Here is a 22,454-nt window from a genome sequence, read left to right as displayed (position 1 = left end):
CGCGGGCCGAGGACGCCAATCCGTCGTCGCCTGCACCCGCAGCGCCGCCACCTGCCGCGTCGCCGGCGGATTCCGGTGCCAAGCCGCCGGTCCACCCGACCAAGCATGTGACGCCGGTCAAGGCGGCTGCTGGCGAAACTTCAGCCGCACCGGCAAAGCCTGCGCCTGCCGCGAACATTCCTGCGCCTGGAAAAGCGGCGCGGCCCGCGGCTACGACGCCTGCGCCGGCCAGTGCGGCTCCAGCGACAAAAACGCCGCCATCCGCGCCGTCGAGAGCGAAACCCGACGCGAAGGCGGGACCCGCGCGAAGCGATGTAAAGGCGGCGCCGGCCAAAGCGGCGCCTGCGGCAAGCGATGTAAAGGCGGCGCCGGCCAAAGCGGCTTCGAGCGCAGCGAAATCGCCGGCCGCGCCTGCGGCTGCAGCGCCGGCTGCACCCGCTCCGCCGGCATCGGGCGCCGAAGCCGAGGCCGTGTGGAAGTCGTATGAGAAGCGCTGGTCGCAGACCGCCGACTACTCCGCCGGGTTTCGCCAGTCGATCGAAGTTCCCGACGTCGGCACGAAGGTCGAGAGCGCGGGGCGCTTCTATTTCGCGAAACCGGGTTTGGTGCGCTGGGAATACACCGAGGGGCCGCCGCAGACCGTCGTCGGCGACGGGACCTGGCTATGGCTCTACCAGCCCGATCTCGAACAGGTCTACAAGATCCCTTACGACAAGGCGTTCGGCCGCGGCGGCCTCGTCGAACTGCTCGCGGGCCGCGAGGGAATCTCCGAGCGCTACACGGCCTCGCTCGAAAAACCGGATTCGTCGACGGTGCGCATTCTTCTCAAGTCGAAAGCCGAGGGAGGAGGCGACCTCGAGGTGACTCTGGCCTCGGACACTTTCGATCTGCGCGCTGTCACCGTGCACGATGCCGCGGGGACGACGACGCGGATGACGTTTGCCGAGCCGCATCGCAACAAGGGCGTCGACAAGTCGCGGTTCACGTTTACGCCGCCGCCTGCGGTCGACATCATCACCGACACCGATACGGGTTTTTGATTCAAGACCGGGCCGGACGCCGATAAGGGTCCATCTGCTTCGTTGTCGGCGCTTCGTTCGCTCCGGCGTACAGGAAGTACGCCTGCGCTCACTCACGCGCCTCCGCCTCGCATCTGGGCCCTTCTCGGCGCCCGGCTCGCAGATACGTGCCTGAGAGTTGGGCCGGACGCCGATAAGGGGCCATCTGCTGCGTAAACGTGGCTCGCGTTCTTTCTCGAGGGCGTCACGACATGTTTCGCCGCACCGGCCTCGATGCATCCGCTGCTCCCGCGCGCGCGCTCGCAGATTTCGGCCTCGAGGGATAGACAGCGGCTGCCGCAATGCGCGCCATTGCGCACGATGGAGAACAATCATGCCGACGTTCGACGTGGTTTCGAAAGTGAACTGGCACGAAGTGGACAACGCGCTTGGGCAGGCGGTCAAGGAAGTCGCCCAGCGCTACGACTTCAAAGGATCGGACACCAAGCTCGAGCTCGTCGAGAAGGCGTTCGAGATCGAGTCGTCGGACGACTTCAAGATCAAGGCCGCCGTCGAGGTGCTCGAAGGCAAGCTCGCCAAGCGCGGTGTGTCGCTGCAGTGCCTCGACAAGGGGAAGATCGAGCCGGCCTCCGGAGGGCGCGCGCGTCAGAAGATCGGGATCAAGGCCGGAATCGAGACGGACAAGGCCAAGGCCATCGTCAAGGACATCAAGGGCACCAAGCTCAAGGTGCAGGTCGCGATCCAGGCCGACAGCCTGCGCATTTCCGGCAAGCAGCGCGACGATTTGCAGGAGGCGATCGCGTTCCTTCGCAAGGGCGACTACGGGCTTCCGCTGCAGTTCGAAAATTTCCGCGATTAGGGCGAAACTGGCCGGTCTTCATCAGGACGACTTCGCCAGGACGCTCTCGAATGGAAACCGGCAAGAAGATCTACATCGCCCGCCTCGGCTGCCCCAAGAACCAGGTCGACGGGGAGTTGATGCTCGGGAGCGCGCTGGCGCAGGGGCACTCGGTGGTCGACAGCCCCGACGATGCGGACGTGCTCGTCGTCAACACCTGCGCGTTCATCGCGGCCGCGCGCGAAGAATCGGTCGACACCATTCTCGAGCTCGCACGCGTCAAGGCGGCGCGCGAAGGCAGGCGCCTCGTCGTCACCGGCTGCATGGCCGAGCGCTACGGCAGCGAGCTCGTGCACGAGATTCCCGAAATCGACGCGATGGTCGGTACCGGTGCGCTCGACAGCTTTACCACCGCGCTCCATTCCGACGGTGGCCGCCTGTTTCGCGCGGCAAGCCACCACTACCTGCCGTCGGCGCTGATGGAGCGCGCGGTCACCGAAACCGACGGCTCGGCCTATCTCAAGGTTTCCGAAGGCTGCGACCACGAGTGCTCGTTCTGCGTGATCCCGAGCTTTCGCGGCCGCCACGAGAGCCGCCCGCTCGAGGACATCGGCGCCGAAGCCGAAAGGCTCGCCCGGCAGGGAATCGTCGAGCTGAACCTCATCGCGCAGGATCTTTCGGCGTACGGCCGCGACCTCGGCCTGAAGGACGGCCTGGCAAAGCTGCTGTGGCGCCTCGGCCGCGTCGGCGGGCTCGAGAGGGTGCGCTGCTTCTACCTGTATCCGAGCACGCTCGGCGATTCCGCGCTGGACGCGATGCGCGAGGTGGAGAACGTCGCGGCCTACGTCGACATTCCGCTCCAGCACGCCGACGGCGAAGTGCTGCGCAGGATGCGCCGCGCCAAGGACACCGGGCAGATCCGCCGCGTCATCGAACGCATCCGGGAGCGTGTTCCGGGTGCTGCGCTGCGCAGCTCCTTCATCGTCGGGTTTCCCGGCGAGACCGACGCGGCATTCCGTGCGCTGTGCGACTTCGTCGAAGAGAGCCGCTTCCACAACATCGGCGTTTTCGCGTACTCGCCGGAGGAAGGAAGTGGCGCGGCCGGCCTGGACGGCGAGGTGGACGAGACCGTCGCTGCCGACCGGCGCGACGAGCTCATGGCACTTCAGGAGCCGATCACCGCGTCGCTTCTTGACGCGCAGGTAGGTAGTTGCCAGCGCGTGCTCGTCTGCGGCCGGGACGAGGACGGCGCATGGTACGGCCGCACCGAGTTCCAGGCTCCGGAAATCGACGGACTTACCTTTCTTGGTGGGCTCGACGGTCTCGGTGGCGAACTGGAAATCGCCCCCCTGAAAGGAAAAATCGTCGAAACCGAGATTACCGGCGCCCAGGGAATCGATCTTTTCGGACAGATTCTCTTCGTTTCCTGACGACTTGCGCTCCCGGCGCCCAATGCCGCATTGACGAATGGCCATCGCGTCACTAAGGTTACCCGCCTTTTGGCCCGTTCCTGTTCGCTTTGGGGGTTGGTGTGATGAGAAAACGCGACCGCGACAAGTTCCAGACCAAGCTGCTCGACATGCGCAAGGAGATCCTGCGCGTCATCCAGCAGGACATGAAGGATGGCCGCGAGGGCGAAGCCGGCGAAGGTCGTGACACTTACGACATCGCCAGCGACGAGCGCGATCGCGAGATCAACCTTCTGCTCGGCGATCGTGAGCGCAAGAAATTGCAGCTCATCGAAGATGCACTGCATCGCATCGAGACCGGCGAGTACGGCGAGTGCGAAGAGTGCGGCGGCGAGATCGTAACGGGGCGCCTGGACGCCATGCCGTTCACGCGTCTTTGCGTGACGTGCCAGGACGAGCACGAGCAGGCCCAGCGCACGATGCACGTCGATTCGGGCACGATGGCGGCACCGCGCTACCCGGCTACCGAGACCGAAGACGAATCGTTCTGAGCCGCCGGGCGATGGCGCTCTCGTGCGGATGCGCGAGGACGCCGTGGCCGCGTGGCGGGCCGGCCTGGCGGCGGTCGCGCCCGGTCCCGCGACTGCCCGCGCGCTGGCCGCTCGTCCGGATCTCGATCTTTGCGATCCCCGACTGCTGATCGTCGCTGCCGGCAAAGCGGCTGCGCCGATGCTGGCGGCCGCCTTCGGCTTTGCGGCCACGCGCGGTGCGCGGGCCATTGCCGTCGTCCCCGAGGATGCCGATACCGCCGGGCTCCAGGACCACGCTACGGTGATTCGCGCCGGCCACCCGCTACCGGACGCGGGCAGCGAGCAGGCCGCAAAGTGCGTTCTCGATGAAGCCCGACGACTCGGGCCAGGCGATCGCCTTCTTGTGCTGCTGTCGGGCGGAGCGTCGGCTCTTCTCGAAACCCCTCTGGCGCCGCTGACGCTCGAAGATCTTCGCAGAGCGAACCACGTGCTCGTCGAAAGCGGACTCGCGATCGGCCGCATCAATCTCGTGCGTGGCTGTCTTTCGGCAATCAAGGCCGGGCGCCTTGCGCAGGCCGCGCGGCCCGCTGCCGTGACGACGCTGGCGATCTCGGATGTCGAACACGACGATCCGGCGGTGATCGGCTCGGGACCAACCGTCGTGCCCGTCGGATCGCGCCGCGAGCAGTGCCGAAGCGCAATCGAAGCGCTCGGTGCGAGCCTCACGCGACTTCCCCGTGCCGTTGCCGCATTTCTCGAGGAGCAGGCAAGTCGCGATTCCGACGCAGACGACGCGCACATGATCGATGCCGGCGACTACACGGTGATCGCGTCGGCAAGCACGGCCGCGCGCCGCGCCGAAGACGAGTTGCGCGCACGTGGCTATGACATCGCATCGCACGCCGCGGGAGCACGGCTTTACGGCAGCACCGAAGCCGCCGCCGCAAGGATCCTGCGCCGCCTCCAGTCCCCGCACGCCGGCCCTTCTGGCGTAGTCGTCGCGGGCGAAACGACGGTCGAAGTCACGTCGAGAGATCCCGGCCGGGGCGGGCGCAACCTCGATCTGGCCGCGCGCCTGGCGCTGGCAATCCGGGACGAGCGGGAAATCGTCATCGTGGCGGCCGGGACCGACGGCCGCGACGGATCGAGCCGGGCCGCCGGCGCCGTGATCGACGGCGGCAGCGCCGAGAGGGCCGCGGCGGCGGGTTTTCCGCTGGAAAAAGCCCTGCGCGACTTCGACGCCGAGCCCGCTCTGGAGCGCGCCGGAGCCCTTTTCGTGACCGGCGCAACCGGCACCAACGTCGGTGACCTCGTCGTCGCGCTGGCCGGTGCCCGGGTTTGACGCGCCGCGGACTTGGCCCCCGTTTCGTGTTATGCCGACGCGGATGAGCGCCGCGCAGCCTGTGGCATACCTGAGCGAGATCTTCGCGTCCTTCCAGGGCGAGGGATCGCGTGCGGGCCAGCGTCACCTGTTCGTGCGCTTTGCCGGCTGCAACATCCGCTGCCGCTGGTGCGATACTCCCGACTCGCTGACCAGGGTTGCGACCTGCAGGGTCGATTATCCCGGCGGCGGCAGCGAGACGCTCGACAATCCGCTCTCGCTTTCGCGTCTTTGCGAAATCGTCGCCCGCTTCGTGCGCGAAGATCCGTCGCTCGTGATGATCGCGATCACCGGCGGCGAGCCGATGGTGCAGGCCGGCTTCCTCGCCGCATGGCTGTGCACGTCGCCGCCGCCGCTGCCGTGCCTCCTGGAGACCAACGCGATGCTGTCGTCCTCGCTCGCCGACGTGCTGCCGGGCATCGCGGTCGTGTCGGCCGACGTCAAGCTTCCGTCCAACACCGGCGAAGGCGCGCTGTGGGACCGGCACCGCGCCTTCCTCGAAGCGTGTCGCGGTACCGAGGTCTACGTGAAGATGCCGGTGGATGATGGGACCGACCCGGCGGAGGTCTCGCGCGCGGCGGCGCTGGTCGCCGATGCTGCGCCTGGCGCCGTGCTGTTCGTGCAGCCGGTCTCCGACCCTCGGACCGGCCGCTGGTGCATCGACATGAAGCGCCTCGGCGAGCTCGCCGCGCTGGCCTCCGCGAGCGTCGCCGACACGCGCGTGCTTCCGCAGATCCACAAGCTCGTCGGCGTGCGGTGAGCGCGATGCACCCAGGCCCCGAGCACCAGCGCGAGCTCGACTGGCAGAGGCTCGATGCGGAATCCTTCGACGTCTGCGTCGTCGGCGGAGGCATCAACGGTGCGGCCGTCGCGCGCGACGCCGTGCTGCGCGGCATGACGGTGGCGCTGCTCGAGAAGAGCGACTTTGCCGCCGGCACCAGCAGCCGCTCGAGCAAGCTCGTCCACGGCGGCGTGCGCTACCTGCAGCAGGGCGACGTCGCGCTGGTCCTCGAATCGTGCCGGGAGCGCGACGTGCTGCGCACGAAGATCGCGCCGCACCTGGTGCGTGCCCAGCGCTTCGTGTTCCCGATCTACGACGACGATTCGACGCCGGTCTGGCAACTGCGCGTCGGTCTTACGCTCTATGACCTGCTTGCCGGATTCCAGAACGTCGCAAGGCACAAGCACCTCACGGTGGCGGCGCTGCGAGAGATGGAACCGGCGCTTGCGAGCGATGGCCTCAAGGGCGGCGCGCTGTACTACGACTGCTGGACCGACGACGCGCGCCTGACGCTGGAGACGGCGCTTGCCGCGCGCGCCGGCGGCGCTGCCATCCTCAACCATGCCGAGATCACTGCGTTCGAGAAAGACTCGACCGGCCGCGTCGTTGCGGCCGAGGTGCACGACCGCCTCGGCAGCCACCGTGCGACCGTACGCGCGCGCGTTTTCATCAACGTCGCCGGTCCCTGGCTCGACGACGTGCGCCGTCTCGACGACGGCGGGGCGCCGCCGCGCCTGCGTCTTACCAAAGGCGTGCACGCGGTGTTCGACCGCTCGCGCATCGGCAATCGCGACGCGGTCGTCATCCGTGGCATCGACGGGCGCGTGATGTTCGCGATTCCCTGGCAGAGCCAGTCGGTGGTCGGCACCACCGACACGTTCTACAGCGGCGATCCCGACGACGTGCGCGCCGATGCCGACGACATCGACTACATCCTGGCGGCCGCCAACCGCGCGTTTCCGCGGGCGGACGTCCGCGCCCGTGACATCGTCGCGACGTGGGCGGGCCTGCGGCCGCTGGTTGCGCCCGAAGACGAGCGCACGGCATCCGACGTCAGCCGCGAAGACCAGGTGTTCGAGAGCCCGGCCGGCCTGCTCTCCCTCGGCGGCGGCAAACTGACGACGCACCGGCGCGTGGCCGAGGTGCTGGTGGATCGTGCGGCCGCCAGGATCGGCCGCCGGGTGGGACCGTGCCGCACCGCGAGCGTTCCCCTGCCGGGCGGCTCGGGATTTGCGCCCGGAGATGCGGCCGACGACGAGCCGTCCTCGCGCGAGGAGCACATCCGCCGACGCTACGGGGCCTTGTCCGGCGAAATCGCGGCCCTGGTGCGGCACGATGAGAGTCTCGGGGCTCGCGCCGTCTCCGATCGTCCCGACCTCATCGCCGAAATCGTGCACGCGATCGAGTACGAGATGGCCTGCTCGATCGAAGATGTCCTGTCGCGTCGCGTCCCGCTCGCGCTGCGCAGCCGGGAGCGGGAGGGGGACGTCGTGCGAGTCGTCGCCGACCACCTCGCGCGTCATTTCGGGTGGGACCAAAGGCGCGCCGAAGCGGAAATCCGGGCTTACCGCGAGCGCCTGCGCCTCGAATCGGAGGCATTCACGACGCGCGCGCCGACAGCCGACGTCGCGTGAGTTTTCGCTATTTATGCGCCCGATATTGACTTTACTCTAACGCGGCAGCATATCCCGTCCACTTTTTTCCCCGGATTTTCCCGCGCTTTGCGCGAAGTCGACGCTGACCCGATGCCGCTGCAGCCACTGGCCCTCGACAAGAAGGCACTCGCCGACATCGCCGTCGAATACGGCCTGGGCAAGATCGGCCCCGGCAGCGGCGCGATTCCGCTGTGGGGCAACAAGCGCTACCTGATCGACGTCGCCAAGACGGCCTACGAGCTCCAGGTGCGGTCGCTCGAAGACGAATTCGATCTCAGGCGCGAGCTCGAGCTCTTGTCGTTCCTCGAGAAGCACTCGTTCCCGAGCCCTCGTCCCGTTGCGGACCGGCGCGGGCGTCACTTCCTCGAGCGCGAAGGGCACTACCTGGTGCTCTACAAGCTGGCCAACGGCCGCATGCCGACGCCACCGGCGCTCAACCTCAAGGCCGTCAACAGCCTGGGGCGCGCGCTCGGCCAGCTCCACATCGTCGGGCGCGGCTACAAGAAGGCCATCGACAACCGCTTCGGCTTCGAGCGCATCTTCGAGGCCTACGCGACGGTGCGCCGGCGCATCCCGCCGTACTTCAAGAAGATCATCCGCACGATGGACGAGGAGACCGAGTACCTCGGCAACTACCTCGAGACCAAGCTGCCCAAGGGCATCATCCACGGCACCGTGCACTGCTACGGCCTGCTCGCGCGCGGCGACGACGTCGTCTCGATCGGCGACTTCGATGCGGCTTGCCGCGGCAAGTACGTCTTCGACCTCGCCACGGCGGTCAACGCGGCGTGCTTCGTCGACGGCGGCTACGTGCTCGAGCGCTTCGAGTCGATGATGGCCGGCTACGAGTCGCTGCGCACGCTGTCGCTGGCCGAGTGGGATTCGTTCCCGAACGAGCTTCGCTTTGCCGCGCTGCGTTTCGCCGTCACTCGCCTTTGCGAGTTCTTCGAAGGCGAGTCCGACGAAGTCCAGCGCATCAACGAGGACTTCCGCGAATACCTCGACCGCCTGCGCGTGCTGCGCCGCGAGAAGGAAGGCGGCATGGAAGGCCTGCTGATGGCGATGGCCACCGGCTACGACTACCGCAAGTACCAGAGGGTCAAGGGCGGCGAGTTCGAGGGCGAAGAGGGTGAAGAACCCGTCGAGGACGAGCTCGACGGCTCGCCCGGCGAAGAAGTCGCGGGCGACGAGGAATTCGGGGAAGACGAAGAGAGCATGGAGGACTGAGCCCATGTCCTCCAGAGACCCCGCCGAGGCACAGGTGCGCCAGATCCTCTCCGCGCTCGGGGAGGACCCCGACCGCGAAGGCCTGCGCAAGACTCCGGCGCGCGTGATGCGCGCGTACCGCTACTTCACCAAGGGCTACGTCGAGGATCCCCGCGCCGTGATCGGCGACGCGATGTTCACCGAGGACTACTCGGAAATGATCATCGTCAAGGACATCGACTTCTTCTCGCTGTGCGAGCATCACCTGCTGCCGTTCTTCGGCCGCGTGCACGTCGCCTACCTGCCCAAGGGCCGCATCGTCGGGATCAGCAAGCTCGCGCGCCTCGTCGAGACGTATGCGCGGCGCCTGCAGGTGCAGGAACGCATGACCGACCAGATCGCATCGACGATCAGCGAGGTCCTCGGCGCAGCCGGGGTCGGCGTCGTGGTCGAGGCCGAGCACATGTGCATGCGCATGCGCGGCGTCGAGAAGCCGAACTCGGTGGTGGTGACCAGCTCGCTCGTAGGCGTGTTCCGCGAGAAAGAGACTCGGCAGGAATTCAACAACCTCATTTCGACCAAGATGCGCTGAGCGCCGGCGCGGCCGAAGCGCTTCGCCGGCCGCGCTAACTTGAGGTCACAACTTGTGACCTCAAGATCGTAAACTCCCGATCTGCCAGCTGGGATTTCGTCGTAATTGCAACTGTGGAATCGAAGGGGGTTGCCCGACCGCTTACGCTGCGGCACTATCGACCCTATGTCGGATGCGGCCAAGTCACTGGAACTGGAATCCGAAGCTCTGCGATTGCCGGCCGAGGAGCGTGCGCGATTGGCGGAACGCCTGCTTGCGAGCCTCGAATCGGAGACAGACGCTCGAGCTGAAGCACTGTGGCTCGCGGAAGCCGAACGACGCCTGGACGAGCTCGAGAGCGGACACGTCATCGGGGTGAATGCCGACCAGGTCCTCGCCGATGCGCGTTCGAAGCTTCGGTGAAGCGAGTCGAGTTTCATCCAGAAGCGAGCGCCGAGTTCCTGGCGGCCGCGACATACTACGAGTCGCAGGCCCACGATCTTGGGCACGATTTTATCACGCTGGTCGAGCGTGCCGTCGCCCGCCTTCAAGAATTTCCCGACATCGGCCGTCCATTCGGTCAGCGTCTTCGACGGATCGTCGTTCCACGCTTTCCTTACGGACTTGTTTATCGAGCAGAACCCGATCGAATCCACGTCGTTGCAGTGATGCACCTACGTCGTCGGCCTGGATACTGGCGTCTGCGCACGTCGTAGGGGTCTTGCCGAACTCCTCGATCGAGCTGGTCTGACCGACCACCTCCCGGCGGGCAGATTGTTCGTAGTCACACTGTCGATATATCGTAAGGGATGGCCGGCCTGCGATTCGCCGCCTTAGCGTCAGCATTGGACAGCTGGAGCATTCGGAAAAACGACGATGAGGGTGAGTTTTGGACTTTTCGTGATGATGGCCGCGTGCACTACGCTCAAGCCGAACACCACGCACGTCACGGCTGGTACGATGTCCGCAGAAGCGCCCGGCTACCGGGTCTGCAACTCCATCGATATCTCGCTTTCCGCGGGGAGGATCGCGCCGACCTTCCCTTCGTCGTGATTTATGAGCGGTACACGTTCGATGGTGCTCGCTGGCTTCGAAAGGAGCGCACGGAAAAGGGGCTCTGGGAGAACGAGGAGGCTGACGCTTTTCCGTCGAACCAAAAATTCCCTCGATGACAGTCTCCTTGTCCCACTTGCACCGCCGGGTCTTTCAGACGTTACGCGGACGGATCCTAACTTGGTCGATGCGAACCGAAATGCCGTCATGGGGGGCTTCGCGTGAACGAAGCGAGTTTTCGAGGTGGTTCGCGGATAGGATGGGTAAACTCGTCCTGGCCGTTCGCCACGCTGACCGTCAAGGCGAATCGAGTTGCGATCTCCAGTCTGGGAACTTACGAGTTTGCACCGTCCGAGGTTGTGGCCATCGAGCCGTATGGCTCGGTTCCGCTCTTGGCCAGCGGCATCCGGATCCGGCACAACAGGGCCGACTATCCGGAAACGATCATCTTCTGGTGCATGGGATCCAGGGACACTGTCCTCAAATCGTTGGCGAGCACCGGGTTCACCCCCAGTGGCCGGGCCGTCCAACGGGCGGGAGGCTTCCCGGTCCGATGGAGCGTCGTCGTTGCAGTCATCGTCCTGTGGAATGGTCTTTTCGTGCTGGACAGGTCGGCGGGAGTTTCGCGATCCCGGCCGCTCGGTACTTTCGCGCTCGTCGCGCTGTTGCTCATTTTCGGCGCAGCCACCGCCACCCGGGTGTGGCCGCGCTTCCAGCGGCTGGTCTTGCGCGAGGGGCATCACGTCAGCGAGATCAATGCGTTCCTGATCCTCATCCAGATGATCACCGGTTTCATGTTCGTGGTGGCCGGAATGATGTTCCTGGTACTCCAGCGTGTCGCCTGACGCTTCCACCGCGCCGCCGGCGTAGTCGCACCACGCCGGACAGCGAGAATACTCCATGGACTACCTGCTCATCTACGACTACGTCCCCGACATCCTCGAGCGTCGCGGCCCGCTGCGCGATGCGCACCTCGCGCGGGCCTGGGAAGCGCACGCTCGCGGCGAGCTGGTGCTGGCCGGCGCGCTCGCGAGCCCGGTCGACGGCGCAGTTTTCCATTTTCGGTGCGACTCGGACGCACCGGTCGTCGCGTTCGCGCAGGCTGATCCTTACGTCCGCGGTGGGCTTGTCACGCGGTGGCAGGTTCGCGAGTGGACGACGGTGGTCGGGGAGCAGGCAGCGACGCCGGTCGGGCGGCCGGCAAAAACGTGACGGATCAGAGGCCAGGCCTCAGAACCTGAACCACCACGGCTTGCCCGGCGCGTCCGGTGTCTCGATTTCGACGCCGAAGCGGCTGAGCAGAGTGCCGTCGGCAAGGCGAAGACGCGCCACCGACAGGGCGTGGTCGGTGATCGCGCGCACCTCGGCGGCCTGCGCTTCGGCCAGGCGCTCCTGGTAGTCGAGCACGTCCTTGGTCGTGACGGCGCCGAGCTCGAAGCGGCGCGACTGGTTGCGTACGTTCTCCTCGGCAAGATCGCGCGCAGCCTTGGAGGCGGCCACGCGCTTGGCCGACGAATCGACGTCGGCGATCGCGCGGTCGACGTCGAGAGCGACGCTGGAGACCGTCTGCTCGAAGTCGCGCGAGGCCCCCCGCACGTTGATCTCCGCCTGGGCGAGGCTGGCACGCCCCGATGCGTTGCCGAACGGCACCGAAAGCTGCAGCCCGACGCCGTAGTCGAAGTAATTGGTGCCGAACATGTCGTCGAGCGAGTGATCGTAGTCGCCGTTGTACTGGGAGAAGTGCACGTTGCCGTTGGCATCGACGATGGGCCTGGCGTCGCCGCGAAGCCCGAGGAACGAGTAGTGTCCGACGAGGTCGAGGTCCCAGAGGCGCTGGCTCTTGGCGTCCTTTTCCTCGACGTGGCGCCGCCCGAGCGCCGCGGTCGCGCCGCGGATCTCCGCGCGGCTCTCGACTGCCGTCTTCAGCGTAGCGGCGCGATCGAGATCGATCGGCGTCACGACGTGCTCTTCGACCGGCTGGATCGGCAGCGGGGCTTTGTTCTCGGCCGCGCCGAACATGACCTTGTACTGGAGGTCGCGCGCGGCAACGGTCAGCGCGTTCTCGGCCTCGATCGCTTTTTCCTCGCGGGAGGCCGCGTCGGCCAGGGCTTCCTTGACGGCAACCGGCGCAAGCAGGCCCACGTTGACCTTGGCCTCCGCGTCTCGCACCAGCTCGCGCGCCAGTGCTACCGAGCGGCGGTTCACTTCCAGCTGGGCCGCATCGGCGACCACCGTCCAGTAGGCCGCGATGACGTCGGAGACGAATCTGGAAAGATTGGCTTCGAACGACGCGAGCGCTTCTTCGGCTTCCGAGCGAGCGACGAGCACGGTCGTCGTCTGGCCGCTCGCGAGAAAATTTCGCAGAAGCGGCTGGCGAAGCGACAGCGTCAGGCGGTTGTCGTAGCGCGGATTGATCTCGTAGAAGATCGAGTTGGTGTTGACGACCTGGGTTTCCCAGTCGATCGCGGCCAGGCCGCCGCTGCGCAGCAGCTTGGAGATCGACGCTCCGCCGCGAACGGCATCTTCCTGCAACGTGGGTTTGCCGGAGGAAAGCGCGCTGGCCGACGGCTGTTTCAGGCGACTTCCGATCGCATTGGTCTGGAACAGGGGGTCGAAGGCACCGGTGGCGCCGAAGGGAGTCCACGCGTCGTAGTTGGCGACTTCGGCCTGGGAGCGGATTCCCGGATTGTTCTGGACGGCGGCCTGCACCGCTTCGGCAAGACTCATGCGCCGCGGTTCGCTCTCGCCGCGCGTCAGCTCCGAGATCATGCGGTCGACGATCTCACCGACGGCAGCGTCGTTCGGCGCGTGAGCGCCTTTGGCCGGCGGCGCAGCGGCGCCCGACGTGCCGAGGGCGGCCGATTCGGTCGTCGTGATCGGCAAGGTCCTGGCGGCGCCTTTGCCGGCGATCGTCGTCACGGGAGCAGCGGCCGGCCCGGTTTCGGTCCCCGGGGCTGCGGCCGCCGATGAAGTCGTCGCAGCGGTTGCCGCGGAAGACGGCGAAGCGGCGGTTGCGGCGGAAGACGGCGAAGCAGCGGTTGCGGCGGTACCCGGCGAAGCGGCGGGAGCGGACGAAGCGGCATCGTCCTGCGCAACCTGGCGGGCGACCGCGGCCGGGCGAGCAGGCGCCGGCAGCGATGCAGGATGAGAGGGTGCAGCAGCCACCGCCGACGCAGTGGCCAGAACCATCCCGACCGCCAGGACGAGCGAGACGCGTCGACGCGAAAAAACCATCATCACCGGTAAAAGCGCAGCTTTTTCACAGCATGAGCCAGTGTCAAACCGCGCGGAGCGCATTGTTGACATCCTGCCGGGCCGGGAATATCGGGTACCGGAACCAGAGCCGCCTCCTTCGTCGCCGTCGGCGACAGAGCGCGCCCTGCTTCCCCGTTCGAACCCATGCTGAAGAAGTATCTGCTCGCGCCGGGGCCGACGCCGGTTCCGCCTGAGGTATTGCTCGCGATGGCCGCGCCGGTGGTGCTGCATCGCACGCCTGCATTCAGTGAGCTGTTTCGCAAGGTTTCCGACAAGTGCGCGCAGCTGTTCGGAACGCGCCAGAGCGTGCTGACGCTGTCGTCGAGCGGTACCGGAGCGATGGAAGCGGCGGTCACGAACACTCTTTCTCCCGGCGATCGCGTCGTCGTCGTAAGCGGCGGCAAGTTCGGCGAGCGCTGGGCCGAGATTTCCCGCGCCTACGGCCTGGAGGTCATTGAGATCGCGGTCGAGTGGGGCTCGGCGGTCGATCCTCAGCAAGTCGCCGACGAGCTGCGCGCGCATCCCGAGACCAGGGCCGTGATGGTCCAGCACAGCGAGACCTCGACCACCGCCGTGCACCCGGTCGAAGACATCGCAGCAATCACGCGCAATACCGAGACGCTGCTCATCGTCGACGGCATCACGTCGGTCGGCGTCATCGACGCGCCGATGGACGCGACCGGCATCGACGTGCTCGTCACCGGCTCCCAGAAGGCGCTGATGCTGCCTCCTGGCCTGGCGCTCATCGCTCTGAGCGAAAAAGCGTGGCGCGCCAGCGCGAAGGCGAAGCTGCCGCGCTACTACTTCGACCTGGCCAAGGCGAAAAAGAGCCTCGAGGACAACACGTCGGCGTACACGCCGGCCGTTTCGATGATCTTCGGCCTGGACGCGGTTTTTCGCCTGGTCGAGGCCGAAGGGGGCTGGCCGGCCGTCTATCGACGCCACCGCATCCTGGCGGCCGCCGCTCGCCGCGGAGTGACCGCGATGGGGCTGGAGCTGCTGGCGCCGTCGGCGCCGAGCCCGGCGACCACCGGAATCCGGGTGCCAGGCGGCATCGACGGCGGCACGCTCGTGAAATACGTCCGCGATGTGATCGGAGTCACAATTGCGGGCGGCCAGGGAAAGCTGAAGGGCAAAATCCTGAGGCTGGCCCACATCGGTTACGCCGATACGTTCGACGTCGTGGTCGGACTGGCGGCGATGGAAATGGGACTCCGGCACTTCGGCCGCGACGTGCCGCTCGGGCGAGGACCCGGTGCGGCCCAGGAAGTGCTGCTCCAACTGTATCAAGAGGCCTGCCAATAGCGGAGAGGTGACGGACGTGGCTCGAATTCTGGTTTCCGACAAGCTCGACAAACAGGGTCTCGACATCCTCGAGGCCGCCCCCGGCCTCGAGGTGGACAACAATCCCGGCCTTCCGCCGGAGGAGCTGAAGAAGATCATCGGCGCCTACGACGGCCTGGTGATCCGCAGCGGCACCAAGGTGACGGCCGACCTCCTGTCGGCGGCCACGTCGCTCAAGATCGTCGGCCGCGCGGGCATCGGCGTCGACAACGTCGACGTCGTCGCGGCCAGCAAGCGCGGCGTCATCGTCGCCAACACGCCGGGCGGCAACAACGTGACCACCGGCGAGCACGCCATCGCGATGCTGCTCGCGTGCGCGCGCGACATTCCCCAGGCCAACGCGACGCTGCGCGCCGGCCAGTGGAAACGCAACGACTTCCTCGGCGTCGAGGTCACCGGCAAGACGATCGGAGTCATCGGCCTCGGCAACATCGGCTCCATCGTCGCCGACCGCGCCAACGGCCTGAAGATGCGCGTGCTCGGCTACGATCCTTTCGTCAACGCCGAGGCGGCCGCGCGCGCCGGCATCGAGCTCGTCACTCTCGACGAGATGTATTCGCGCGCCGATTTCCTGTCGATCCACACGCCGATGACGCCCGAGACTCGCGGCCTCGTCGGCGAGGCGGCTATCGCGAAGATGAAGAAGGGCGTGCGCATCGTGAACTGCGCCCGCGGCGGGATCGTCGACGAGGCCGCGCTGCTGGCAGGCCTCAACTCGGGCCAGGTCGGCGGCGCGGCCCTCGACGTGTTCGCGACCGAGCCTCCGCCCAAGGACGATCCGCTGGTCGCGCACCCCAAGGTCGTCGCCACGCCTCACCTCGGCGCGAGCACCGGCGAAGCGCAGCTCAACGTCGCGATCGCGGTGGCCGAGCAGATCCGCGACTATTTTGCCGACGGCACGATCCGCAACGCCGTCAACGTGCCGTCGCTTTCGGCCGAAGCAGCCGGGCAGGTCGCGCCGTTCGTCGTGCTCGGCGAGAAGATCGGCAGCATGCACGCCCAGATCGCCGGCTGCGCGCCGACCGAGATCACGATCGCCTTCAACGGCGACGTCGCGAGCCTCGACACGCGCCCGGTCAACGCGGCGGTGCTCAAGGGGCTTCTGGCCTCGGTGCTCGACGAGCCGCTCAACGCCGTCAATGCGCCGTTCCTCGCCAAGGACCGCGGCATCAAGATCGTCGAAGTGCGAAACCGCGAGACCAAGGCGTTCACGAGCTCGATCGCGGTGACGTTCAAGTGCGCGGGCCAGTCGCTGCTGATCGAAGGAGCCGTCTTCGGCGGGCAGCACGTGCGGCTGGTGCGCTACGACGACTTCTTCCTCGAGGCGACGCCGGAAGGGAACATCCTGATCCTGCACAACCGCGACGTCCCGGGCGTCGTCGGCCGGCTCGGGACTTTCCTGGCGCAGCACAACGTCAACATCGCAGGCCTCGCGCTCGGCCGCACCAAGGCGGGAGGCGAGGCGGTGGCGTTCTACCACGTCGATTCGCCGCTGGCGCCGGCCCAGGTCGACGAGCTGCGCCGCCTGCAGGACGTCACCGGCGCGCGGATGATCCAGCTGTGAGAGCGTTGCCGTGAACGTATCTGCAAAGACGGTGGTCGTCGTCGGCCTGCAGTGGGGCGACGAGGGCAAGGGCAAGGTCGTCGACCTGCTTTCGGGCAAGGCCGACGTCGTCGTGCGCTACCAGGGCGGCAACAACGCGGGGCACACGCTGGTCGTCGACGGCGAGCAGACGGTGCTGCACCTGGTGCCGTCCGGTGCGCTGCACCCGAATACGACGTGCGTGATCGGCGGCGGCGTCGTCGTCGATCCTACCGTGCTCATCAAGGAGATCACTGCGCTCAAGAAGCGCGGGCTGCTCGCGGGCGCGCGTTCGTTGCTGATCAGCCAGGAAGCGCACGTGATCCTGCCTCACCACAAGGCGATCGACCAGGCGCGCGAAAAAAAGCGCGGCACCGGCATGATCGGTACGACCGGTCGCGGCATCGGCCCGGCCTACGAGGACAAATCGGCGCGCATCGGCGTGCGCATGGCCGACCTCGTGCGGCCCGAGCACTTCGCGCGCGTGCTGCGCGGCGTGCTCGAGGACAGGAACGACTACCTGCATGCGGTGCTGTCGAGCGCACGCCTGGATTTCGACGCGATGATCGACGAGCTCGTCGAGTGCGGGCGCCAGCTCGCGCCGATGGTCTGCGATACGTCGAGCTTCCTCGATGAGGCGATCCGCTCGGGCAAAAACGTGCTTTTCGAAGGCGCCCAGGGCGTGCTGCTCGACGTCGACCACGGTACCTACCCGTTCGTCACGTCGTCGAACACCGGAGCCGGCGGCGTGCCCAACGGTGCGGGTGTTTCGCCGAAGCTGGTGAGCCGCGTCATCGGCATCTCCAAGGCGTACACTACGCGCGTCGGCAGCGGCCCGTTCCCGACCGAGCTCACCGATGCTCTCGGCGAGAGGCTGCGGGTCGAAGGCGGCGAATACGGCGCGACGACCGGACGGCCGCGTCGCTGCGGCTGGTTCGACGCGATGGTCGTGCGCAAGGGTGTGCGGCTTTCGGGCGTCGATGCGATCGCGCTGACCAAGCTCGACGTGCTGACGGGCCTGGAGACGCTGCGCCTTTGCACCGGCTACAAGCTCGACGGCAAGCGCATCGATGCGATCCCGCCGCTCGCGGACGATTTCGGCAGGGTCGAGCCGATGTACGAGGAGATGCCGGGATGGAGCGAGCAGATCACCGACGCGCGCTCCCTGTCGCAGCTTCCCGAGAACGCGCGCCGCTACGTCGCGCGCCTCGAGCAGCTCGTCGGCGTCCCGGTAGGCATCCTGTCGACCGGCCCCGGCCGCGAGCAGACGATGATCCTGTCGGAGCCCTTCGACTTCGCCGACTGAGACGCGGATCAGCCCGCCGCCAGCGCTGCCAGCTCGACGAAATCGCGCGCGACGAACGTCCATTCTCCTTCGACGTCCACCTCGGCGGCCGCGATGTCGGCGCTGCCCTTGGCTTTGATTGCTCCGCCGAACTCGTCGCGGCGGATCACGAATGCCGTCTGCATGCCGTGTCCCGCCGCGTACGCCAGGTCCACCTGGTGCGCCGCGACCATGCAGCACTCGCGCGGCTCGAGGCGAAGCGCCTCGCACGATTTCAAATAAATGTCGGGGTGCGGCTTGTACGCGCGTGCGACCGACGATCCGAGCACGAGGTCCCACGAAAAGCCGGCGTGCCGCGACAGCGCTACGATGTCGTCGAAGTTGCCGTTGGATACCGGTGCGACGACGGCGATCTTCTTGAGCGCGGCCAGGCCGGCGACGCTGTCCGGCCATGGATCCAGGTGGTTCCACGTAGCGACAAGATCATCGAGCTCGGCGCCGGTCACCGCCGCAGGAAAAGCGTCGGCGACAAGCGCGACGAGATTGTCGCGATGCATTTCGACCAGAGGCCGCAGCGGAAGGCCGAAGCCTGCCGCGAGGAACGTCGAGCGGGCGTAAGCGCCGCGCCAGGCGATCGCGAGCGCTCCGGCGTCGCACGCAACGCCCTTGTCGCGCGCGAGCGCGTCGAACGCGCGACGCAGCGGCTGGTAGAAATCGCAGACCGTGCCGTAGACGTCGAAGAAGAACGCGCGCACCGGCGCCTCGCCCTTCTTCGGGGAGCGGCCGGGTCCCGGCTGGATCGGAAAGCTTTCGGGAACCAGGCTCATGCGCGAAGTCCGCAGATCTCCCGGATTTTTCAGTAGCCCGCCGGGATGCCGCCTTTTCGCGGATCGCTCGTCGCGTGCAGCACGCGCGCGTCGCCGGTTCCGCTCACGTCGATGGCCTGCACCGAGGCCTTCGCATTGAGCGGCGCGAGCGTGTGCCCGACGCTCTTCAGCGACTTCTGGATGTTCTCCGGCATCTCCGGCTCGACCATCAGCACTTCGGGCAGCCACTGGTGGTGCACGCGCGGGGATCCCACCGCCACCTCGCTCGTCAGGCCGAAATCGACGACGCCGACGAGCGTCGCCAGCGTTGCCGTGATGATCAGCGGCCCTCCGGAGGCCCCGGCGACGAGCTGGACGTGACCGTCGTTGGTGACGATGGTCGGCGTCATGCTCGACAGCGGCCTCTTGCCCGGCGCCACCGCATTGGCTTTGCTTCCGACGAGCCCGAACGCATTCGGCTTTCCGGGCGCCACCGAGAAGTCGTCCATCGTGTTGTTGAGAACGATGTCGCGGCCGGGCACCGAGATGCCGGCGCCGAACCCGGTGTTGACGCTCGTCGTCAGCGACGCGGCGTTGCCGTCGGCATCGACGACCGAGATGTGCGAGGTACCGGCGTCGTGCCCCGCATCCGCCTTCGGCGCGAAATCGGAAGAGTGTGCGGCATGGTTCCAGTCCAGCTTCGCGCGGATCTCACGCGCGTGGTCGGGGCCGAGCAGCCACACCAGCGGGATCTTCGTGAACGCGGGATCTCCGTAGAACGTCGCGCGGTCGGCGAACACGGCTTTTTCGGTCTCTGCCAGCAGGTGGGGCAGCGTCGGTCCGTTGCGGTCGATTTTCGAGACATCCCAGCCCGACAGCACGTCCAGGGCCTCGGCCAGCACCGGTCCGCCGGAGCTCGGCGGAGGCATCGACCAGACGTCGCGGGTGCGGTAGCGAACGTGAATCGGGTCACGCTCGATGGCGCGGTAGTCCTTGAGGTCCTTCGCATCGATCGCGAGCGCCACCTGCGCCGGCGTGGCTCCCTTCCACGTCGCGACGGCGTGGACGATTTCGGCGCCCAGCTCGCCGTCGTAGAAATCATCGGCGCCCACCTTGGCCATTCGTTCGAGAGTGGCCGCGAGCTGGGGCCGCTGCAGGGTCTCTCCTTCGCGCTTGGGGCTGCCGTCGGAGTGCAGGAATACGCTGGCGAGCTCCGGATCGGCGGCCAGGCGGTCGCGGCCCGACGCGATCATCGACGCGAGGTGGGCCTCGATCGGAAATCCCTCGCGCGCCAGCCGGATTGCCGGGGCCGCGACCACCTCGAGCTTGAGCTTGCCGTAGCGCTTGAGCGCCAGCGCCAGCCCGCGCGGCTCGCCCGGAATGCCCACCGCGAGGACGCCGGTCTTGCTGGCCTCCGAATCGACGGTGCCGTCGGGGCGCACGTACATCGTCTCGGTGGCGTGGCGCGAGGCGGCCTCGCGAAAATCGATCGTCGCGGCCTTGTGGTGCCTGGCATCCCAGAGGACGAGGAAGCCGCCGCCGCCGATTCCGGATGACGACGGATTGACGACGCCGGTTGCCAGGGCGGCGGCCACTGCCGCGTCGACGGCGTTGCCTCCCTTCTGAAGGATCTCGACTCCGGCTGCCGACGCGAGACGATGCTCGGCCGCCACGGCTCCGTGCCGGGCTTCGAGGGTGGCCGCAGCGGCCGGGACTGCCGGTGCGGCAACGACGAGGCAGAGCAAGAGCGGGATCGAAACGGCGATGCGCAGCCGCGCCGTGACGGGGGCCGACGATGGTCGCGACATGCCGAATGCGTACGGCGAGGCGAAGAATGTTGCAACGCCATTTGCAACGCGCCCGCCCGGCACGGAAATTGGCCGGAATTGGGGACAGTCCCCATTACATCGCAGTCATGGGGTCAGACCCCATGACATCCGTGTAATGAGGACTGTCCCCAAAAACCCACTGCGATGCATCCCGAGCCGGCCGAGAAACAGTTCTACCTGAAGGACTTTCGCGGTCGCGCGATCCTTTTCCACGTCGAAGACGCCGGCCGCCTGGAAAGGCACGCCGCTACGGTGCTGGCCGAGCTCGTCGACAATCCGACGCTGGTGATCGTCGTCGCGAGGCGCTTTCCGCGCAAGAGGCGGCCCCTTCGCCTCGTGCGCCGCGATTTCGAAAAGCGTCCCGCCGCGCTCGTTCCCCTTTCCGAAAAACTGATGAGCGACCGGCGCGCCGACGTCTACCTGCCGCGCGGCCTGGCAGGCGCCCGGGCGCTGGCCTGGTCGCGCGAGCTGGCCGCGCGCCTCGGCGTCAGCAAGCTCGTCGTCGTCGACGAGAGGGGAGGGCTCGACTCGGGAAGCGGGACGCGTTCGTTCGTCAACGCGATCGCGCTCGGGCGCCTGGTGCGCGCCGAGGAGGACTGCGGCGACTGGAGCTTTGCCGAGCTGCAGCAGCTCCTGCTGGCCGTGCGCAATGGAGTCGACGCTGTGAACCTGACCACGGCCGACGGAGTTGCCGAAGAGCTGTTCACGTACCAGGGTGCGGGCACGCTGGTTACTGCCGAGGAGTACTGCACGGTGGAGCGCCTCGGTGTCGAGCATTTCCAGGAAGCCGAAAGGCTGCTGGCCCGCGGCGAGCGCGAAGGTTTCCTGCTGCCGCGCGACGAGGAGCAGAAGCACCGGCTGCTGCTGACGGGCTACGGTGCCTGGTTCGGAGGCACCCGCCTTGCCGGCGTCTGCAGCCTCGAGACCGAAGCGTATTCCCGCCGCCGCGTCGGCGAGATCGTCGGCCTCTACACGATTACCCGTTTCCAGGGCGAGGGAGTCGGTGTACGCATGATCGACCACGTCGTCGACGTCGCGCGCGAGGGCGGGCTCAGGGGCCTCTTCGCGTGCAGCTCGAACGACCGCGCCGTCGCGTTTTTCGAGCGCTGCGGGTTTGCTTCGGTGGATCCGGCGCGGGTTCCGCCGGCAAAGTGGGTAGGACGCCGCAGCGACGCGATGCCTTGCGTGCTGTGGCGGGACCTGTGACGCTGCCGCGGGCGCTACGGGGAGGATGACGATGGCAAAGTATCTTCGCTCGCTCGGAATCCTGCTCTGCGTGCTCGGGATCGCCGGGTCGATCTGGTGCACGGCCGGCACCGTCGGCGACGACACCTACTACGACGCCGCCCGGGGCATGGACAAGTATCCGGGCAACGTCCTGTACAAGACCGAGTTCAAGATGGCCGAGCCCCGTCACATGCTGCTCGTCGCCGGCGCTTTTTCTTCGGCCCCGGTGGGCCTGATTCTCGGCAGCATCTGCCTCGGAATCAGCGCCCTGCTGAAAAGGGGTCAGGCACCAGAGGAATAGTGCCAGGGTGTTATGGGGTCAGGCACCAGAGGAATATTGGCACTATTCCTCTGGTGCCTGACCCCATAACACATACGCACGTCGCGTTGCGTCATTTTTCGATGAGGATTCGCAGGTGAGTGCTTTTGTTCTCGATCGCGAGAACGAAATGTCCTGCGCTTTCAGCCGCTACGGGCAGGTCCTTCTCGGAGCGGGGGTCGTCCACCAGCACTTCGACGACGGTGCCGGCAGCCAGCGTTTCGAGCACTGCCGCAGTCTTGGCCCAGTTCACGGGGCACTTGAGACCCCTCGCATCGATGGTGACCGAAGCCTTCACCACCACCCGCAAACCCCCGCCGGCACCGCCGGCCCGCAAGTGTTGAAACCCGCGTTCAGGCTGCGC

At 67.0% G+C, this 22,454-nt stretch carries 23 protein-coding genes; 19 read left to right on the top strand and 4 right to left on the bottom strand.

Annotation, left to right across the window (positions count from 1 at the left end):
• Positions 1–470 precede the first annotated feature (470 nt).
• The 14 genes from VGK20_06865 to VGK20_06800 all read left to right on the top strand — a co-directional run bounded on the left by VGK20_06865 (position 471) and on the right by VGK20_06800 (position 11,655).
• Positions 471–1,040: an outer membrane lipoprotein carrier protein LolA gene (locus tag VGK20_06865; GenBank protein ID HEY2773756.1), complete on the top strand. Its 570-nt coding sequence runs from the start codon at positions 471–473 to the stop codon at positions 1,038–1,040.
• Positions 1,041–1,392: 352 nt separating this feature from the next.
• Positions 1,393–1,878: a YajQ family cyclic di-GMP-binding protein gene (locus tag VGK20_06860; GenBank protein HEY2773755.1), complete on the top strand. Its 486-nt coding sequence runs from the start codon at positions 1,393–1,395 to the stop codon at positions 1,876–1,878.
• Between the two features lie 50 nt (positions 1,879–1,928).
• A complete protein-coding gene (gene rimO / locus VGK20_06855; protein ID HEY2773754.1) occupies positions 1,929–3,287 on the top strand; it encodes a 30S ribosomal protein S12 methylthiotransferase RimO in 1,359 nt (452 codons plus the stop codon).
• A 104-nt stretch (positions 3,288–3,391) separates the two neighbouring features.
• Positions 3,392–3,817: a TraR/DksA family transcriptional regulator gene (locus VGK20_06850; GenBank protein ID HEY2773753.1), complete on the top strand. Its 426-nt coding sequence runs from the start codon at positions 3,392–3,394 to the stop codon at positions 3,815–3,817.
• A 28-nt stretch (positions 3,818–3,845) separates the two neighbouring features.
• The gene (locus VGK20_06845; GenBank protein ID HEY2773752.1) at positions 3,846–5,138 is read left to right on the top strand and encodes a DUF4147 domain-containing protein; all 1,293 of its coding nucleotides are present in this window, start codon (positions 3,846–3,848) and stop codon (positions 5,136–5,138) included.
• A gap of 43 nt (positions 5,139–5,181) precedes the next feature.
• Positions 5,182–5,937 carry a 7-carboxy-7-deazaguanine synthase QueE gene (locus VGK20_06840; protein ID HEY2773751.1) on the top strand — a complete coding sequence of 252 codons (756 nt, stop codon included), beginning with the start codon at positions 5,182–5,184 and terminating at the stop codon, positions 5,935–5,937.
• Positions 5,938–5,942: 5 nt separating this feature from the next.
• Complete coding sequence (locus VGK20_06835; protein HEY2773750.1) at positions 5,943–7,592, top strand: glycerol-3-phosphate dehydrogenase/oxidase; 1,650 nt, start codon at positions 5,943–5,945, stop codon at positions 7,590–7,592.
• Positions 7,593–7,703: 111 nt separating this feature from the next.
• Positions 7,704–8,840 carry a phosphotransferase gene (locus tag VGK20_06830; GenBank protein HEY2773749.1) on the top strand — a complete coding sequence of 379 codons (1,137 nt, stop codon included), beginning with the start codon at positions 7,704–7,706 and terminating at the stop codon, positions 8,838–8,840.
• Positions 8,841–8,844: 4 nt separating this feature from the next.
• The gene (gene folE, locus VGK20_06825) at positions 8,845–9,411 is read left to right on the top strand and encodes a GTP cyclohydrolase I FolE (GenBank protein ID HEY2773748.1); all 567 of its coding nucleotides are present in this window, start codon (positions 8,845–8,847) and stop codon (positions 9,409–9,411) included.
• Positions 9,412–9,576: 165 nt separating this feature from the next.
• The gene (locus tag VGK20_06820) at positions 9,577–9,813 is read left to right on the top strand and encodes an addiction module protein (GenBank protein ID HEY2773747.1); all 237 of its coding nucleotides are present in this window, start codon (positions 9,577–9,579) and stop codon (positions 9,811–9,813) included.
• Positions 9,810–10,106: a type II toxin-antitoxin system RelE/ParE family toxin gene (locus VGK20_06815; protein HEY2773746.1), complete on the top strand. Its 297-nt coding sequence runs from the start codon at positions 9,810–9,812 to the stop codon at positions 10,104–10,106. Before VGK20_06820 ends, VGK20_06815 begins: the two co-directional genes overlap by 4 nt.
• Positions 10,107–10,266: 160 nt before the next feature.
• Positions 10,267–10,443 (top strand): hypothetical protein, encoded by a 177-nt coding sequence (locus tag VGK20_06810; GenBank protein HEY2773745.1) that lies wholly within the window; start codon positions 10,267–10,269, stop codon positions 10,441–10,443.
• Positions 10,444–10,664: 221 nt separating this feature from the next.
• Entirely contained in the window at positions 10,665–11,288 is a 624-nt protein-coding gene (locus VGK20_06805; protein ID HEY2773744.1) for a hypothetical protein, read from the top strand.
• Positions 11,289–11,343: 55 nt separating this feature from the next.
• Positions 11,344–11,655, top strand: coding sequence for a YciI-like protein (locus tag VGK20_06800; GenBank protein ID HEY2773743.1), 312 nt, complete (start codon positions 11,344–11,346; stop codon positions 11,653–11,655).
• An 18-nt stretch (positions 11,656–11,673) separates the two neighbouring features.
• On the opposite strand, the gene VGK20_06795 is transcribed toward VGK20_06800, so the two are convergent.
• Entirely contained in the window at positions 11,674–13,680 is a 2,007-nt protein-coding gene (locus VGK20_06795) for a TolC family protein (protein HEY2773742.1), read from the bottom strand.
• Positions 13,681–13,842: 162 nt separating this feature from the next.
• Between VGK20_06795 and VGK20_06790 the strand changes: the two genes are divergently transcribed.
• Genes VGK20_06790 through VGK20_06780 form a run of 3 tightly spaced genes read left to right on the top strand, consistent with a single transcriptional unit; the run spans position 13,843 to position 17,930 of the window.
• On the top strand, positions 13,843–15,003 hold the full coding sequence (locus VGK20_06790; protein HEY2773741.1) for an alanine--glyoxylate aminotransferase family protein: 1,161 nt from the start codon (positions 13,843–13,845) through the stop codon (positions 15,001–15,003).
• A 16-nt stretch (positions 15,004–15,019) separates the two neighbouring features.
• Positions 15,020–16,606 (top strand): phosphoglycerate dehydrogenase, encoded by a 1,587-nt coding sequence (gene serA / locus VGK20_06785; protein HEY2773740.1) that lies wholly within the window; start codon positions 15,020–15,022, stop codon positions 16,604–16,606.
• Between the two features lie 10 nt (positions 16,607–16,616).
• Entirely contained in the window at positions 16,617–17,930 is a 1,314-nt protein-coding gene (locus tag VGK20_06780) for an adenylosuccinate synthase (protein ID HEY2773739.1), read from the top strand.
• Between the two features lie 8 nt (positions 17,931–17,938).
• Here the strand turns inward: VGK20_06780 and VGK20_06775 are convergent, their stop codons facing one another.
• The gene (locus VGK20_06775; protein ID HEY2773738.1) at positions 17,939–18,736 is read right to left on the bottom strand and encodes an HAD-IA family hydrolase; all 798 of its coding nucleotides are present in this window, start codon (positions 18,734–18,736) and stop codon (positions 17,939–17,941) included.
• 29 nt (positions 18,737–18,765) lie between these two features.
• Positions 18,766–20,523 (bottom strand): gamma-glutamyltransferase, encoded by a 1,758-nt coding sequence (ggt, locus tag VGK20_06770; GenBank protein HEY2773737.1) that lies wholly within the window; start codon positions 20,521–20,523, stop codon positions 18,766–18,768.
• A gap of 165 nt (positions 20,524–20,688) precedes the next feature.
• Between ggt and VGK20_06765 the strand changes: the two genes are divergently transcribed.
• Together VGK20_06765 and VGK20_06760 are read left to right on the top strand one after the other, a co-directional pair.
• On the top strand, positions 20,689–21,750 hold the full coding sequence (locus tag VGK20_06765) for a GNAT family N-acetyltransferase (protein HEY2773736.1): 1,062 nt from the start codon (positions 20,689–20,691) through the stop codon (positions 21,748–21,750).
• A gap of 31 nt (positions 21,751–21,781) precedes the next feature.
• Complete coding sequence (locus VGK20_06760) at positions 21,782–22,072, top strand: hypothetical protein (GenBank protein HEY2773735.1); 291 nt, start codon at positions 21,782–21,784, stop codon at positions 22,070–22,072.
• A 91-nt stretch (positions 22,073–22,163) separates the two neighbouring features.
• On the opposite strand, the gene VGK20_06755 is transcribed toward VGK20_06760, so the two are convergent.
• The gene (locus tag VGK20_06755) at positions 22,164–22,388 is read right to left on the bottom strand and encodes a sulfurtransferase TusA family protein (protein ID HEY2773734.1); all 225 of its coding nucleotides are present in this window, start codon (positions 22,386–22,388) and stop codon (positions 22,164–22,166) included.
• Positions 22,389–22,454 lie beyond the last annotated feature (66 nt).

This window comes from Candidatus Binatia bacterium (assembly GCA_036493895.1).
Lineage (GTDB): Bacteria > Desulfobacterota > Binatia > UBA1149 > CAITLU01 > DATNBU01.
Note: the sequence above shows the minus strand (reverse complement) of the source record. Positions and strands in the feature narration are given on the sequence as shown.